The organism is Arthrobacter sorbitolis (assembly GCF_054510995.1).
Window position 1 is genome coordinate 254285 of sequence record NZ_JBTNDM010000001.1, and the last position, 15411, is coordinate 269695.

At 69.1% G+C, this 15411-nt stretch carries 11 protein-coding genes and 2 tRNA genes; 9 read left to right on the forward strand and 4 right to left on the reverse strand.

All coding sequences use genetic code 11. The features are described from left to right. Window positions 1-52: 52 nt before the first annotated feature. Window positions 53-2617 (reverse strand): aminopeptidase N, encoded by a 2565-nt coding sequence (gene pepN / locus ACX80K_RS01225; RefSeq protein ID WP_459270058.1) that lies wholly within the window; start codon window positions 2615-2617, stop codon window positions 53-55. 213 nt (window positions 2618-2830) lie between these two features. Between pepN and ACX80K_RS01230 the strand changes: the two genes are divergently transcribed. After that, a complete protein-coding gene (locus ACX80K_RS01230; RefSeq protein ID WP_459270658.1) occupies window positions 2831-3301 on the forward strand; it encodes a ribose-5-phosphate isomerase in 471 nt (156 codons plus the stop codon). Next, complete coding sequence (locus tag ACX80K_RS01235; protein ID WP_459270059.1) at window positions 3294-4178, forward strand: Fpg/Nei family DNA glycosylase; 885 nt, start codon at window positions 3294-3296, stop codon at window positions 4176-4178. The genes ACX80K_RS01230 and ACX80K_RS01235 overlap by 8 nt, the downstream gene beginning before the upstream one ends. Before the next feature lie 90 nt (window positions 4179-4268). On the opposite strand, the gene ACX80K_RS01240 is transcribed toward ACX80K_RS01235, so the two are convergent. After that, window positions 4269-4339: transfer RNA gene (locus tag ACX80K_RS01240), tRNA-Gly, on the reverse strand. Between the two features lie 112 nt (window positions 4340-4451). Between ACX80K_RS01240 and ACX80K_RS01245 the strand changes: the two genes are divergently transcribed. From ACX80K_RS01245 to clpX, 5 genes are all read left to right on the forward strand, one after another. After that, window positions 4452-4525: transfer RNA gene (locus ACX80K_RS01245), tRNA-Pro, on the forward strand. Between the two features lie 68 nt (window positions 4526-4593). Beyond that, window positions 4594-6135, forward strand: a complete 1542-nt coding sequence (gene tig, locus ACX80K_RS01250) for a trigger factor (protein WP_459270060.1) — start codon at window positions 4594-4596, stop codon at window positions 6133-6135. 248 nt (window positions 6136-6383) lie between these two features. Further along, a complete protein-coding gene (locus ACX80K_RS01255; RefSeq protein ID WP_459270061.1) occupies window positions 6384-7010 on the forward strand; it encodes an ATP-dependent Clp protease proteolytic subunit in 627 nt (208 codons plus the stop codon). 46 nt (window positions 7011-7056) lie between these two features. Beyond that, a complete protein-coding gene (locus ACX80K_RS01260) occupies window positions 7057-7731 on the forward strand; it encodes an ATP-dependent Clp protease proteolytic subunit (protein ID WP_459270062.1) in 675 nt (224 codons plus the stop codon). A 165-nt stretch (window positions 7732-7896) separates the two neighbouring features. Continuing rightward, a complete protein-coding gene (clpX, locus tag ACX80K_RS01265) occupies window positions 7897-9189 on the forward strand; it encodes an ATP-dependent Clp protease ATP-binding subunit ClpX (RefSeq protein ID WP_459270063.1) in 1293 nt (430 codons plus the stop codon). A gap of 61 nt (window positions 9190-9250) precedes the next feature. On the opposite strand, the gene ACX80K_RS01270 is transcribed toward clpX, so the two are convergent. Further along, the gene (locus tag ACX80K_RS01270) at window positions 9251-10783 is read right to left on the reverse strand and encodes a glyceraldehyde-3-phosphate dehydrogenase (protein ID WP_459270064.1); all 1533 of its coding nucleotides are present in this window, start codon (window positions 10781-10783) and stop codon (window positions 9251-9253) included. 277 nt (window positions 10784-11060) lie between these two features. Here ACX80K_RS01270 and ACX80K_RS01275 point away from each other — a divergent pair, with 277 nt between their 5' ends. Next, on the forward strand, window positions 11061-11678 hold the full coding sequence (locus tag ACX80K_RS01275; RefSeq protein WP_459270065.1) for a mycothiol-dependent nitroreductase Rv2466c family protein: 618 nt from the start codon (window positions 11061-11063) through the stop codon (window positions 11676-11678). A gap of 68 nt (window positions 11679-11746) precedes the next feature. Here ACX80K_RS01275 and valS read toward each other — a convergent pair whose 3' ends face one another. Beyond that, the gene (gene valS, locus ACX80K_RS01280; RefSeq protein ID WP_459270066.1) at window positions 11747-14368 is read right to left on the reverse strand and encodes a valine--tRNA ligase; all 2622 of its coding nucleotides are present in this window, start codon (window positions 14366-14368) and stop codon (window positions 11747-11749) included. 135 nt (window positions 14369-14503) lie between these two features. Here valS and ACX80K_RS01285 point away from each other — a divergent pair, with 135 nt between their 5' ends. Next, window positions 14504-15367 carry an AraC family transcriptional regulator gene (locus tag ACX80K_RS01285; RefSeq protein ID WP_459270067.1) on the forward strand — a complete coding sequence of 288 codons (864 nt, stop codon included), beginning with the start codon at window positions 14504-14506 and terminating at the stop codon, window positions 15365-15367. Window positions 15368-15411: the final 44 nt, after the last annotated feature.

Consider the following 15411-nt stretch of genomic DNA (forward strand, 5'->3'; position numbering starts at 1 on the left):
CCTGGTCCGGGTGCTCTGCGGTTCCGTCGACGCGTCCACCTACCTGGCCCGCCTACCTGTCCGCGGCCTGCGCCTTGAGCGCCCGCACGATGCCGTCCCGGCTCTCGAGGACCAGTCGACGCAGCGAGGGCGCCTCGGTACCGAGATCGGCCAGGAAGGCATCGGTCCGGTCCAGCGTCCCCTGCGTCGTCTGCAGGGAGGGGTACAGGCCGACGACGATCTGCTGGGCGATCTCGTGCGTGCGGGTGGCCCACACCTGGCGGAGCGACGCGAAGTACCGCTCCACGTAGGGATCGAGCAGCGTGCGGTCGTGCACCCGGGTGAAGCCGGCGATCATGGACCGCTGTGCTGCGTTGGGCAGATCCGTGGCGTCGACGAGCGCCGCCCACGCGGCTTCCTTCGCCTCCGCCGTCGGCAGGGCCGCCCGCGCTGCTGCTGCGGCGAGTTCGCCCGTGGCGGTCGAGTCCCGGCCCAGTTCGCCGTCGATCTCGGCTGCTCCCGCGCGCCCGCCGACCACGAGGCTGGTCAGCAGCTCCCAGCGCAGGTCCTGGTCGACGGTGAGGCCCTCGGGCACGCGGTCGCCGGCGAGCATCGCCCCGACGACGTCGAGGTGGTCCGCCGTGCGGGCGTGCGTGGAGAACGCCTTCACGAACTGCAGCTGGGCGTCGGAGCCTGCGGCCGCGGCGAGGGCGAGCTCGAGCAGGCTGTCCGCCGCGGCGTCGGACATCGCCTCGCGGTCCGCGGGGTCCACGTAGTACGCGAGCGCCGAGGCGAGCTGCCGGAGCAGCACGAGCACGACGGAGGAATCCGACTCGGCCCCGATGTTCTGCAGGACGAGCTCCAGGTAGTCGCGGGCCGGCGTCTCGCCGTCACGGGCGGCATCCCACGCCGAGGCGAGGACGAGCGTGCGGGGGAGCGAGTCCTCGAAGTCCTTGACGTGCCGCAGCGAGGTCCGCAGCGACGCGGGGTCGAGGCGGATCTTCGCGTAGGCGAGGTCGTCGTCGTTCAGCAGGACCAGCGCGGGCCGCTTCCGCCCCACGAGGTCGGGCACGTCCGTGCGCCCGCCGTCGACGTCGAGCTCGAGCCGGTGCACCCGCACCAGCGCGCCGTCGTCGTCGAGGTCGTAGAAGCCGACCGCCAGGCGGTGCGGGCGGATGGTGGGGAACTCCTCGATCGCCGTCTGGAGGATGGTGAAGGAGGTGATGGTGCCGTCGTCGTCCGAGCCGATCTCGGGGCGGAGGGTGTTCACCCCGGCGGTCTCAAGCCACAGGGCCGACCACGCCTTCAGGTCGCGGCCGCTGGAGGCCTCGAGCTCGGACAGGAGATCGACGAGCTCGGTGTTCTTCCAGGAGTGCTTGGCGAAGTACTGGCGGACGCCCTGCATGAACTCCTCCTGGCCCACCCAGGCCACGAGCTGCTTGAGGACCGAGGCGCCCTTCGCGTAGGTGATGCCGTCGAAGTTGACCTGCACGTCCTCGAGGTCGTTGATCTGCGCGACGATGGGGTGGGTGGAGGGCAGCTGGTCCTGGCGGTAGGCCCAGCCCTTCTCGAGGATCGCGAAAGTGGTCCATGCCTGCTCGAACTCGGTGGCCTCGGCCGCGGCGAGGGTCGACATGAACTCGGCGAAGGACTCGTTGAGCCAGAGGTCGTTCCACCAGCGCATGGTGACGAGGTCCCCGAACCACATGTGGGCCAGTTCGTGGAGGATCGTGATGGCGCGCCGCTCGACCGTGGCGTCGGCCACGCGGGACCGGAAGACGTAGGTCTCGACGAAGGTGACGGCGCCCGCGTTCTCCATCGCGCCCGCGTTGAACTCGGGCACGAAGAGCTGGTCGTACTTCTCGAACGGGTAGGGCGCCCCGAACTGCTCCTCGTAGAACGCGAAGCCCTGGCGGGTCAGGGTGAAGATGTTCTCCGCATCCATGTACTGCATGAGCGACTTGCGGGCGAAGACGCCGAGCGGGATGGTCCGCCCGTCGGAGCTCGTGAGCTCGCTCCGCACCGACTGGTAGGGGCCCGCGATCAGCGCTGTCACATAGGAGGACATCACGGGCGTCGGCTCGAAGGACCAGGTGGAGCCCGCCCCGCCGTCCGTGCCCTCCGCGCCGGCCGGCACGGGCTCGGGCGTGGGGCTGTTGGAGATGACGTCCCAGTGCGACGGCGCCGTGACGGTGAAGCGGAACCTGGCCTTGAGGTCCGGCTGCTCGAAGACGGCGAAGACCCGTCGTGAGTCGGGGACCTCGAACTGGGTGTAGAGGTACACCTCGCCGTCGACCGGATCGGTGAAGCGGTGCAGGCCCTCGCCCGTGTTCATGTACGGCATGTCGGCCTCGACCACGAGCCTGTTGCTCGCCGCCAGCACCGGGAGCCGGATCCGGACGCCGTCGGCGACCTCCCCGGCGTCCAGTTCGACGCCGTTGAGTTCGACGCGGTGGACGGCGTCGGTCACGGCGTCGATGAACGTCGACGCTCCCTGCTGCGCGTCGAAGGAGACGACCGTCGTCGACCTGAAGACGCGCTCGCCGCGGGTCAGGTCGAGGGTGACGTCGTAGGAGTGGACAGTGAGCAGCTCGGCGCGCGTACGTGCTTCATCGCGCGTCAGGTTCAGACCGGGCAAGGATCGCCTCCAGGTGGGAATCGTGGTCGACGCGCGGGGGTGGGGACTACGCGGCGCTTAGATTCTCTCATTCCGCCAGACCCCGGCGCTCGCGCCCGGCGTCGTGGGGTCGTCACCGGTGCCCACTAGGCTGGATGACGTCCTGCCCTGCCGGGCGGACGATGCCCGCAGTCCCGCCGGTTCGCCGGCGCCGTCCCGAAGGAACAGATGTCGATGCGCGTCCACCTCGCCACAGACCACGCAGGCATGGAGCTGAGTGCCTCCCTGCTCTCGCACCTCTCGGCCGCGGGGTACGACGTCGTCGACCACGGCCCCGCCTCGTACGACCCCGAGGACGACTACCCGTCCTTCTGCATCGCCGCCGCGCGGGCCGTCGTCGCGGACCGGGCCGCGGGGGTGGAGGCGCTCGGGATCGTGCTCGGGGGCTCCGGCAACGGCGAGCAGATCGCCGCGAACAAGGTGCAGGGCGTCAGGGCCGCACTCGCCTGGAACCTCGACACCGCGCGGCTGGCCCGCCAGCACAACGACGCCAACATCGTCGCCGTCGGAGGCCGCCAGCACACCGTGGAGGAGGCGACCTCGATCATCGAGGCGTTCCTCGCCGAGCCGTTCAGCGGAGCCGAGCGGCACAGCCGCAGGATCGCCCAGATAGCGCGCTTCGAGGAAACGGGAGACCTTGCCTGAGGGCCACTCGGTCCACCGGCTGGCGAAGCAGTTCCGCTCCGTCTTCGCCGGCGAGCAGCTCGCGGTGTCCAGCCCGCAGGGACGCTTCGCGGCGGGAGCCGCGCTGCTCGACGGCGGCACCCTGCTGAGCGCCCTGGCCCACGGTAAGCAGATGTTCCTGAGGTTCGACGACGACAGGGTGCTCCGCGTCCATCTGGGCCTGTACGGCGCGTGGAGCTTCGGGGGCGATCCGACGTTCCGCGGCGCCTCGAGCATCGGGGCACCCCGCCGCGGGAGGGAGTCGGCGCAGCCCGCCGGCGACGGGGACGGACAGTCGTCCTACGCCGGTCCGCCCGAGCCCGTCGGCGCGGTCCGCGTGCGGCTCGTCTCGGCGCACGGGTGGGCCGACCTGCGCGGACCGACGGCCTGCGAGGTGATCACCGGAGCCGAGGAGGAAGCCGCGCGGGCGAAGCTCGGCCCGGATCCCCTCCAGCCCGCGTCGGACGGCGGCGTCTTCGTCCGCAGGGTGATGGCGAGCATCACGCCCGTCGGCATCCAGCTCATGAACCAGGCGGTCATCGCGGGGATCGGCAACATCTACCGTGCCGAGGTGCTGTTCCTGCAGGGCATCAACCCCTACCGCCCGGGAAGGCAGCTGCGCGACGACGAGGCGGCCGGGATCTGGACGGACACGGTACGGCTGATGAAGGACGGCGTACGGGAGGGCCGCATCATCACGACCACGGCGGAGGCCCGGAACGGCAGGCCGAAACGGTCGGCGCCACACTATGTGTACAAGCGGACGGGGGAGCCGTGCCGCCGTTGCACCACCCCGATCCTGACGGCGGAGATGGCGGCGCGGACCGTGTACTGGTGCCCGCAGTGCCAGGCGGACTGAAGGTCGTATCGCACGCCGCCGCATCTACGGCTTAAAGCAGGACACCCGGACGCGAGGTCCGGGTGGAAGGCCCGAGCGGGCCGGGAGGAGAGGGGCTGACGAGAATCGAACTCGCATCATCTGTTTGGAAGACAGAGGCTTTACCACTAAGCTACAGCCCCGCGGGACCATCGTTCAGGCCCCGTGGAACGCCTACAACTACACCACAGCAGCCGCGCGATCGCCAAATGTGCGCGGTGCGCGCAAAGGTGCGTAGACTGACACTCGCACTTACGGGGTGTAGCTCAGCTTGGTAGAGCGCCTGCTTTGGGAGCAGGAAGTCGCAGGTTCAACTCCTGTCACCCCGACTCTGTCGTGTGATGAGGAAAGTGCCTCCGCTGCAGAACCAATCCCAATCATCCAGGAGTCCTACGCTGTGAAGAGCGCTGTTGAAACCCTTTCCCCCACCCGGGTGAAGCTGAACGTCGAGGTCCCCTTCGAGGAACTGAAGCCCAGCATCGACGAGGCCTACAAGACCATCGCCACCCAGGTCCAGGTTCCAGGCTTCCGCAAGGGCAAGGTCCCCCAGCAGCTCATCGATCAGCGGGTCGGCCGCGGCTACGTGATCGAGACCGCGATCAACGACGGCCTGAACGGCTTCTACCAGAGCGCCGTACAGGAGACGGGCATCCGTCCCCTGAGCCGCCCCGAGGTCGAGATCACCGAGGTGCCCGATCCCGCGAAGAAGGACGGCCAGCTGACCTTCACGGTCGAGCTCGACATCCGCCCCGAGATCGAACTCCCCGACTACAAGGGCCTGGACGTCACCGTCGAGCCCGTCGAGGCGTCCGACGAGGACATCGAGAAGGCCATGGACGAGCTGCGCGGCCGCTTCGGCACGCTCACCTCCGTGGACCGCCCCTCCAAGGACGGCGATTTCCTCACCATCGATCTCACCGCGTCGGTCGACGGCGACGAGGTCGACTCGGCCCAGGACCTGTCCTACCAGATCGGCTCCGGCACGATGCTCGAGGGCATGGACGAGGCCGTGAGCGGACTTTCCACGGACGAGAGCGCCACGTTCGAGACCAAGCTGGCCGGCGGCGAGCACGCCGGCGCCGACGCGCAGGTCACCGTCGTCGTCAAGGCCGTCAAGGAGCGCGAGCTGCCCGCGGTCGACGACGAGTTCGCCCAGCTCGCCAGCGAGTTCGACACCGCCGAGGAGCTGCGCGCCGACCTGGCGAAGCAGGCCTCCGAGTCGAAGCTCATGGACCAGGGCGTCGAGGCGCGGGACAAGGTCCTGGACAAGCTCATCGAGCTCGTCGCCGTGCCCGTCCCGGAGAGCGTCGTCGAGGAGCAGCTCGAGCAGCACTTCAACGGCGAGAACGCCCACACCGCTGCCGAGGACCACGACACCGAGGAGCACCGTGCGGAGATCCGCACCAACACGGAGCGCGCCTTCCAGAACGAGGTCATCCTCGACGCCGTCGCGGAGAAGGAAGAGGTCGGTGTCAGCCAGAGCGAGCTGATCGACTACATCGTCTCCACGGCCGGCCAGTACGGCATGGAGCCGAACCAGTTCGCCCAGATGCTCGACTCCAGCGGCCAGGTTCCGATGATCGTCGGAGAGGTCCGCCGCCGCAAGGCCCTCGCCAAGGTCCTCGAGTACGCCACCGTCACCGACACCAACGGTGCCACCGTCGATCTCAGCGAATTCGTCCGCCCGGCGGGTGACGAGGACGACGCCTTCCAGGCCGACGACATCGAGACCGGACAGGACGCCGTCGAGGACATCGACGCGACCGGGACCGACGTCGTCGAGCCCGAGGCGGACACGGTCGACGCGGATACGGCCGGGGCGGACGCCGCCGAGGCCGAGCCGACGGATGCCGCAGCCGAGCCCGCCGTCGTCGAGGAGCCCGAAGCCGCCGAGGCGCCGAAGAAGCGCGCGCCGCGCAAGAAGCCGGCCGCCGAGTAGGACCAGTTTCGCCGACAGCGGTGCCGCAGCCTTGGGGCGCGGCACCGCTGCCGCGTTAAGGCCCGGGGCGACGGCGGGGAGGGACCTGCCGGAGGTCGGCCCGGGCCGGTGCGGCCACCGTGCGCCGTCAGCGAACAGTTCCCCGAGCGGGAGCAAATCGGCAGGACAGCGGGTTAGTGTCCAAGAAGAGACAAAAGGACGGGTAGGCCGAACAGGCATCCACCCGCCAGAGTGAGAGGGCAACGTCCATGGCAACCGAACCACGCACCCCGAGCATGGCAGGCCCCGAAGCGGCCGGTCGTGACGACTACATCTACAACCGGCTCCTCAAGGAGCGCATCATCTGGCTCGGTTCCGAAGTCCGGGACGACAACGCGAACGCCATCTGCTCCCAGCTGCTCCTCCTGTCCGCCGAGGACCCGGAGCGCGACATCTTCCTCTACATCAACTCGCCCGGTGGGTCCGTGACCGCCGGCATGGCGATCTACGACACCATGCAGTTCATCCCGAACGACGTCGTGACCGTCGCCACCGGCCTGGCCGCGTCGATGGGACAGTTCCTGCTGTCCTCGGGCACGAAGGGCAAGCGGTACGCCACCCCCCACGCGCGCATCCTGATGCACCAGCCCTCCGGCGGCATCGGCGGCACGGCGACCGACATCCGCATCCAGGCGGAGCTCATCCTCCACATGAAGCGCGTCATGGCCGAGCTCACGGCCGAGCAGACGGGACAGACCGTCGAGACCATCCTGAAGGACAACGACCGCGACAAGTGGTTCACGGCCCAGGAAGCCCTCGACTACGGCTTCTTCGACCACATCTCCGCGCACTCCGGCTCCGTCGCGGGCGGCGGCGGCACCGAGCAGACCGCGTAGTCCGGCCAGCAGCCCCACTCCTACCAGTCGTCCTACAGGAGACACCATGAACCACGATTTCCAGGCAGCCGCGGGATCCAGCGCGGGGAACCTCCCCACGAGCCGCTACATCCTTCCCCAGTTCGAGGAGCGCACCCCCTACGGGTTCAAGCGCCAGGATCCCTACACCAAGCTGTTCGAGGACCGCATCATCTTCCTCGGCACGCAGGTCGATGACGCGTCCGCGGACGACGTCATGGCCCAGCTGCTCGTCCTCGAGTCCACGGACCCCGAGCGTGACATCACGCTCTACATCAACTCGCCGGGTGGGTCCTTCACCGCGATGACGGCAATCTACGACACCATGCAGTTCATCCGGCCCGAGGTCCAGACCGTATGCCTCGGCCAGGCAGCGAGTGCGGCCGCCGTCCTGCTCGCCGCCGGCGCGCCGGGCAAGCGCCTCGCGCTGCCGAACGCACGCGTGCTGATCCACCAGCCCGCCCTCTCCGGCGGACAGGGTGGCCAGGCCTCCGACCTGGAGATCCAGGCCAACGAGGTCATGCGCATGAGGACCTGGCTCGAGGACACGCTGGCCCTGCACTCGGGCCGCACCCCCGAGCAGGTCAACATCGACATCGAGCGCGACAAGATCCTCACCGCCGCCGACGCCGTCGCGTACGGCCTGGTGGACGAGGTCCTCGCCTCGCGCAAGATCACCCCGCCGAAGATCAACACCCCGTAGCCGGGGACGGTACGTCCGACGGTCCAGGGACCGTCGGACGTACCGTTCGGCAGGTTTCCCGCCCGTGGCGCCGCGAAGGCACCACGGGCATTTTGATACTGGTCCCCGCGGCCGCGTGGCCTACAGTGGTCATAGCAAACCTGTAATACCTAAGGGGATTGAACCATGGCTCGCATTGGTGAGAGCACCGATCTGCTGAAGTGCTCCTTCTGCGGGAAGAGCCAGAAGCAGGTCCGGAAGCTGATTGCCGGCCCCGGCGTGTACATCTGTGACGAGTGCATCGACCTGTGCAACGAGATCATCGAGGAGGAGCTCTCCGAGGTGGCGGATCTCGGCACGTTCGAGCTGCCCAAGCCCCGCGAGATCTTCGATTTCCTGCAGGAGTACGTCGTCGGCCAGGAGCCGGCCAAGCGGTCCCTCGCCGTCGCCGTGTACAACCACTACAAGCGCATCCAGTCCGGCAACGGCCCCCGCGCGGCCGGCACGCTCGCGGACGCGGCCGAGACCGAGGACGTCGAGATCGCGAAGTCGAACATCCTCCTCATCGGCCCTACGGGCTGCGGGAAGACCTACCTCGCCCAGACCCTGGCGCGCCGGCTGAACGTCCCGTTCGCCGTCGCCGATGCGACCGCCCTCACCGAGGCGGGCTACGTGGGCGAGGACGTCGAGAACATCCTCCTCAAGCTCATCCAGGCCGCCGACTACGACGTCAAGAAGGCCGAGCAGGGCATCATCTACATCGACGAGATCGACAAGATCTCGCGGAAGAGCGAGAACCCGTCGATCACGCGCGACGTGTCCGGCGAGGGCGTCCAGCAGGCTCTCCTGAAGATCCTCGAGGGGACGGTCGCGTCGGTGCCCCCGCAGGGCGGACGCAAGCATCCGCACCAGGAATTCATCCAGATCGACACGACCAACGTGCTGTTCATCGTCGCCGGCGCGTTCGCGGGCCTCGAGGAGATCATCGGTTCCCGCGCCGGGCGCAAGGGTATCGGCTTCGGGGCGCCGCTGAGCTCGCTGAAGAACGAGGAGGTCAGCTACGGCGACGTCATGCCGGAGGACCTCCTGAAGTTCGGCCTGATCCCCGAGTTCATCGGACGCCTCCCCGTGATCACGACGGTCACGCACCTCGACCGTCCGGCACTCATGCAGATCCTGACCGAGCCCAAGAACGCGCTCATGAAGCAGTACCAGAAGATGTTCCTGCTCGACGGCGTCGAACTGATCTTCGAGCCCAAGGCGCTCGAGGCGATCGCGAACCTCGCCCTGGACCGTGGCACCGGCGCACGAGGCCTGCGCGCCATCATGGAGGAGGTCCTGCTCCCGGTCATGTTCGACCTGCCGAGCCGGGAGGACATCGCGACCGTCGTCATCTCGGAGGACGTCGTCGGACGGCGTGCGGAGCCGACCCTGATCTCCCACGAGGTGGTCGCGAAGCGCCGCAACAAGTCCGCCTGACACCTGCTGCAGCGGGGGGGGGCCGGGCGGTCGGGCGGGGCTCCCTCGCGTCCACGCCCGGTCAGACGCGGCCGGCGACCCCGACGGTCGTGTCGGCGGCGGGGTAGGTGGGTGGGTGGACGGCGGCCATCTCCTCCATGACGCGGACGACCTGGCAGCTGTAGCCGAATTCGTTGTCGTACCAGACGTAGAGGACGGCGTGGTGTCCGTCGGCGATCGTGGCGAGTCCGTCGACGATGCCGGCGCGGCGTGAGCCGACGAAGTCGGTGGAGACCACCTCGGGGCTGTCGATGTAGTCGACCTGCTTGCGCATGCCGGAGTGCAGGGACACCTCGCGGAGGTACTCGTTGACCTGGGCCTTGGTGGTGGGGTGCTCGAGGGTGAGGTTCAGGATCGCGATGGACACATCCGGGGTGGGCACGCGGATGGAACTGCCGGTGAGCTTGCCGGCGAGCTCCGGGAGGGCCTTGGCGACGGCGGTCGCGGCCCCGGTCTCGGTGAGGACCATGTTCAGGGCCGCGGAGCGGCCGCGCCGGTCGCCGCGGTGGAAGTTGTCGATGAGGTTCTGGTCGTTCGTGAAGGAGTGCACGGTCTCCACGTGGCCGTGCACGACGCCGTAGCGGTCGTTGATGGCCTTCAGGACCGGGGTGATCGCGTTCGTGGTGCAGGACGCCGCGGTGATGATGCGGTCGGTGTCCTCGATGGAGGCGTGGTTGATGCCGTGCACGATGTTCTTCAAGGCGCCCTTGCCGGGGGCGGTGAGCAGGACCCGGGCGACGCCGGTGCTCTCGAGGTGCCGGGACAGGCCGTCCTCGTCGCGCCACCGGCCCGTGTTGTCGACCACGAGGGCGTCCCGGATGCCGTAGGCCGTGTAGTCGATGGTCGCCGGGTCGTCGGAGTAGATGACCTGGATGCGGATGCCGTTGGCCGTGATGGTGTTCGATGCCTCGTCGACCTGGATGGTGCCCTCGAAGGGTCCGTGCACGGAGTCGCGGCGGAGCAGGCTGGCGCGTTTGACGAGGTCGTTGTCTGAGCCGCGGCGGACCACGACGGCGCGCAGCCGGAGCCCGTGGCCGCCGCCGGCCTTCTCGATGAGCAGGCGGGCCACGAGGCGGCCGATCCGCCCGAAGCCGTAGAGGACGACGTCGGTGCTGGTGCGCTCATCACGACCGCCCTGGCCGACGATGTCGGCGAGCTCGGTGCGCAGGAACTCCTCGAGGCTCTGCCCATCACCTGAGGCGACAGCCTGGTCGTAGGCGAGGCGAAGGCGGCCGATGTCGATCGCGGCGGCGCCGAGGTCGAGGTCCGCGAGGATCTGCAGCAGGGGCGCGGTGTCCTCGAGGCGGAGCTGCTGGGTGGTGATGCGCCGGGCGAAGCGGTGGGCCTTGAGGATGTTCATCGTGGACTTGTTGATCAGGCTGCGTCCGTGGATGCTCGTGACCACGTTGTTGGTGCGGTAGAGCCGCCCGATGAGCGGGATCATGGCCTCGGCGAGGGCCTCACGTTCCAGCCACGTCGCGTGGTCCTCCGCGTGGCTCTCGGCCCGGTCCTCGGTGGGGTCCTCGGCGTGGTTCTCTGTCCGGTCGTACTGCAAGAGTGCATCCCTTCGGGCACCGGGACACCCGGTGCGAGCTCTTCCAGCCGGATCGCGACGCAGGGGTAGCGCCAGGCACCGTCGGCTGGTCGTGTCCTCCCATTAGACCGCTCCCGGCAGCTCCTCACCAACTCCACACCGATTCCGAACCGACTCCGAACCGACTCCGAACGGTTCGTTCCCGGTTCCCCGTGCATCCGGCGTGGAATAGCGTCCGCCCGGGACGGGTTGCACCGGGAAAGGCCCCAGGCCTGTCCACGACCCGAAGGAGCACTGCATGAGCGAGTCCACCACCGTCGAGAAGGCCGATTTCTGGTTCGATCCCCTCTGCCCCTTCGCCTGGATCACGTCCCGCTGGATCGGCGAGGTGGAGCAGGTCCGCAGCATCTCCGTGGACTGGCACGTCATGAGCCTGTCCGTCCTCAACGAGGGCCGCGACCTGCCCGAGGAGTACCAGGCCCTGATGGAGCAAGGGTGGGGGCCCGTGCGCGTCATCATCGCAGCGGCCGAGTTGCACGGCGACGAGTACGTCAAGAAGCTGTACGACGCGATGGGTACCCGCATCCACATCGGGCAGAACAAGGACTTCGACGCCGTCATCCGTGAGTCGCTCGACGAGGTGGGCCTCCCGGCCGAGCTGGCCGCGTACGCGCACTCGGAGGAGTACGACGCGCAGCTTCGCGCCTCCCACAAGGACGGCATCGACCGCGTGGGTGACGAGGTGGGCACGCCCGTCGTCGCCTTCAACGGCACCGCCTTCTTCGGTCCCGTCCTCACGAGGATCCCCCGCGGCGAGGAGGCCGGGCGGATCTTCGACGGCGCCGTGCTGCTGTCCGGCTTCCCGGAGTTCTTCGAGCTCAAGCGGTCCCGGACCGCAGGCCCCACGTTCGACTAGGGCGTCGGGAGACGCGGAAGGGGACCCACCTGCACGTGCGGGTGGGTCCCCTTCCGCGTCCGGGACGGCTACTCGGCGGGCTGCGGCACGAGTTCGACGTCGGAGACGGCCAACGCATCGCCCTCCGCGAAGCGGAGGTCCTTCGCGTTGCCGGCGGCGAGCAGGTCCGCCAGGCCGGCGCGCACCCGCTCCACCTGGGCGGCGGGGGCCGTCACGACGGCCGTCTCCACCTCGGTGCGCTGCTTGACCTTGGCCTCGGACTTCGCCTTGCGGATGCCCCCGAGGGCCAGCGCGACGGATGTCAGCACCTCGGCGTCGGCGGTCCGGGGCAGCGCCGCGAGGGCCCCTGCACCCGGCCAGGCCGCCTGGTGCACCGAGCCCTGACGCCACCAGCTCCAGACCTCCTCCGTGGCGAAGGGCAGGAACGGCGCGAAGAGCCGCAGCAGCGCGTCGAGCGTGGTCGCCAGCGCCGTCTGGACGGACTGCGTGCCCGCGTCCGCTGCGTCGCCGTAGGCGCGGTCCTTGACCAGTTCCACGTAGTCGTCGGTGAAGGTCCAGAAGAAGGACTCGGTGAGCTGGAGCGCCCGGGCGTAGTCGTACTTCTCGAACGCGGCCGTGGCCTGCTCGGTCACGGTGCGCAGCTGCACCAGCAGCGACTGGTCCAGCGCCTCCGTCACCCGGCCGAGTGATCCCTCGCCGACGGATGCGTCCGTGACACCGAGGTTCAGGACGAACTTCGACGCATTGAGGAGCTTGATGGCGAGGCGCCGCCCGATCTTCATCTGGTTGACCTCGTACGCGGTGTCCGCGCCGAGCTTCGCCGAGGCCGCCCAGTAGCGGACGGCGTCCGCGCCGAACTGCTCGAGGACGTCGGTCGGCACGACGACGTTGCCCTTGGACTTCGACATCTTCTTGCGGTCGGGGTCGAGGATCCAGCCGGAGAGCGCCGCGTGCTTCCACGGCACCGAGTCCTGCAGGGCGTCCGCGCGGACCGCGGTGGAGAACAGCCAGGTCCGGATGATGTCGTGTCCCTGGGGCCGCAGGTCGAACGGGAAGACCTTCCCGAACAGGTCCTCGTCACGGGCCCAGCCGCCCACGATCTGCGGGGTCAGGGACGACGTCGCCCAGGTGTCCAGCACGTCGCTGTCGCCGATGAAGCCGCCGGGCTGGTTCCGGGCGGACTCGTCGAAGCCGGGCGCCGGGTCGGCGGCGGGATCGACGGGCAGGGTCTCGAGGGCGGGGAGGACGGGGTCCCCGTACTCGGGTTCGCCGTCGGCGTCGAGCCGGTACCAGACCGGCACGGGCACGCCGAAGAAGCGCTGGCGGGAGACGAGCCAGTCGCCGTTCAGGCCTTCGATCCAGTTCTCGTACCGGGAGCGCATGAAGGCCGGGTGGAAGTCGATCTGGCGGCCGCGCTCGATCAGCGCCTCGCGCTTGCCGGCGTCGCGCCCCCCGTTCCTGATGTACCACTGGCGGCTCGTGACCACCTCGAGGGGCTTGTCGCCCTTCTCGTAGAAGTTGACCGGGTGCATGATCTTCGTGGGCTCGCCGTCGAGGTCCCCGCTCTCGCGGAGCATGGCGACGACGGCTTCCTTGGCACTGAAGATCGTCTTGCCGGCGAGCTGCGCATAGTTCCCGCGCGCACGTTCCGTCGCGATCCACTCGGGCGTCTCGGAGCGGAGGCGTCCGTCCCGGCCGACGACGGCACGCGTGGGCAGCTGCAGCTCACGCCACCACGTGACGTCGGTCAGGTCGCCGAACGTGCAGATCATCGCGATGCCGCTGCCCTTGTCCGGCTTGGCGAGGGGATGCGCCTTGATCTCCACCTCGACGTCGAACAGGGGGGAGGTCACCGTCGTGCCGAACAGCGGCCTGTAGCGCTCGTCGTCGGGGTGGGCCACGAGCGCGACGCACGCCGGGAGGAGTTCGGGCCGGGTCGTCTCGATGTGGAGCGGCCCGCCGTCCGGCGTGTGGAAGGCGATGCGGTGGTACGCGCCGGCCTGCTCGCGGTCCTCGAGCTCCGCCTGGGCGACGGCGGTGCGGAAGGTGACGTCCCACAGGGTGGGGGCCTCGGCGAGGTACGCGTCCCCTGCTTTCAGGTTCTCGAGGAAGGCACGCTGCGAGACGGAGCGGGAGGTGTCGTCGATGGTCCGGTAGGTCAGGTCCCAGTCGACCGAGAGGCCCAGGGTGCTGAACAGGTTCTCGAAGACCTTCTCGTCCTCGACGGCCAGTTCCTCGCAGAGCTCGATGAAGTTCCTGCGGGAGACGGCGTCGAAGTCGCGCTGGTTCTTCGCCGGCTCGGCGGGCGGCCGGTAGTCGGCGTCGTAGGCGACCGACGGGTCGCAGCGCACGCCGTAGTAGTTCTGGACGCGTCGCTCGGTGGGCAGGCCGTTGTCGTCCCAGCCCATGGGGTAGAAGACGTTGGCGCCGTTCATGCGCTTGAAGCGGGCCATGACGTCGGTCTGCGTGTAGGAGAACATGTGCCCGACGTGCAGGGAACCCGACGCCGTCGGCGGAGGAGTGTCGATCGAGTACACCTGGTCGCGCGTGGTGTCGCGCCGGAAGGTGTAGGTACCGTCCTCGCGCCACTGGCGGGACAGCCTCTCTTCGAGGCCCTCGAGGGCGGGTTTGTCGGGAACGGAAACGGACTGGGGGGAGGGCGTGTCTGTGCCCTGGGTCGTGTCGGCCATCCCTCCATTGTTCCCTACCCCGGGCGCCGCGCCTTCCGGACAGGGCACGCCGGGGGACCCGACTTCTTCCGGCCGGGATCATCGGGCGGCGGGGGGCGGCGCCTCGGTACGGTGGAGACCGGAGAGGAGATGCCCATGAAGGAGTGGAACCGTGCCATCGAACTCATCGAGGAGGACCTGCCCGCACCGGTCGACGTCGCCCGCCTGGCACGGGTCGCCCTCACGTCTGAGTATCACTTCCGGCGGATGTTCGCCTCCCTGGCCGGCATCCCGCTGGGCGAGTACATCAGGCGGCGTCGCCTCACGGCGGCGACCGGGGAGATCGTTGCCGGGCGGCCGGTGCTCGAGGTCGCACTCCGGTACGGGTACGGCTCTGCCGAGGCGTTCACCCGCGCCTTCAAGGCCCTGCACGACATGACGCCGTCCGAGGCGAGACGGCCGGGGGCTGTCCTCCGCTCGCAACCGCAGGTGAGATTCCACCTCCGCATCGAAGGGAACATCGAGATGAAGCATCGCATCGTCAGCAAGGACGCGTTCCGCCTGGTGGGACGCAGGGCACGGGTACGGATCGTGTACGAGGGCCCCAATCCGGACATCGAGCAGTTCGAGCGGTCCCTGGACCCGGCGGTGAGAACCCTGCTCGGGGAGGTGTCGGACACCGAGCCCCTCGGGCTGCTGGCGGTCACCGAGACGAGGGAGCAGCCGGAGGAGGACGGGAGCGAGGTGGACTACTGGCGGGCCGCGGCGACGTCCCGACCGGCGCCGGACGGCGTCGACTGCCGAGAAGTGCCCGCCGGCCTGTGGGTGGTCTTCGAGACGGAAGGTGCGTTCCCCGACGTCCTGCAGCGCCTCTGGGCCGACGCGGCGGCGGCATGGTTCCCGGCCAACCCCTACCGCTGGGCGCCCGGGCCGCAGATGCTGAGCGTCCAACCGGATCCGGGCGGCCTGGCCGGTCGCGGGCAGCTGTGGATCCCGATCGAAGCGGGGACGACGACCTGAGCGCGGGCTCCCACGCACGGAATCCCCCCGCCCGGGCCTGATCG

Bases quoted from the DNA above. Each gene is read 5' to 3' on its own strand.
- ACX80K_RS01230 (WP_459270658.1), top strand. From the start codon at position 2,831: ATGCGCGTCCACCTCGCCACAGACCACGCAGGCATGGAGCTGAGTGCC.
- ACX80K_RS01255 (WP_459270061.1), top strand. From the start codon at position 6,384: ATGGCAACCGAACCACGCACCCCGAGCATGGCAGGCCCCGAAGCGGCC.
- ACX80K_RS01260 (WP_459270062.1), top strand. From the start codon at position 7,057: ATGAACCACGATTTCCAGGCAGCCGCGGGATCCAGCGCGGGGAACCTC.
- clpX (WP_459270063.1), top strand. From the start codon at position 7,897: ATGGCTCGCATTGGTGAGAGCACCGATCTGCTGAAGTGCTCCTTCTGC.
- ACX80K_RS01275 (WP_459270065.1), top strand. From the start codon at position 11,061: ATGAGCGAGTCCACCACCGTCGAGAAGGCCGATTTCTGGTTCGATCCC.
- valS (WP_459270066.1), bottom strand. From the start codon at position 14,368: ATGGCCGACACGACCCAGGGCACAGACACGCCCTCCCCCCAGTCCGTT.
- ACX80K_RS01285 (WP_459270067.1), top strand. From the start codon at position 14,504: ATGAAGGAGTGGAACCGTGCCATCGAACTCATCGAGGAGGACCTGCCC.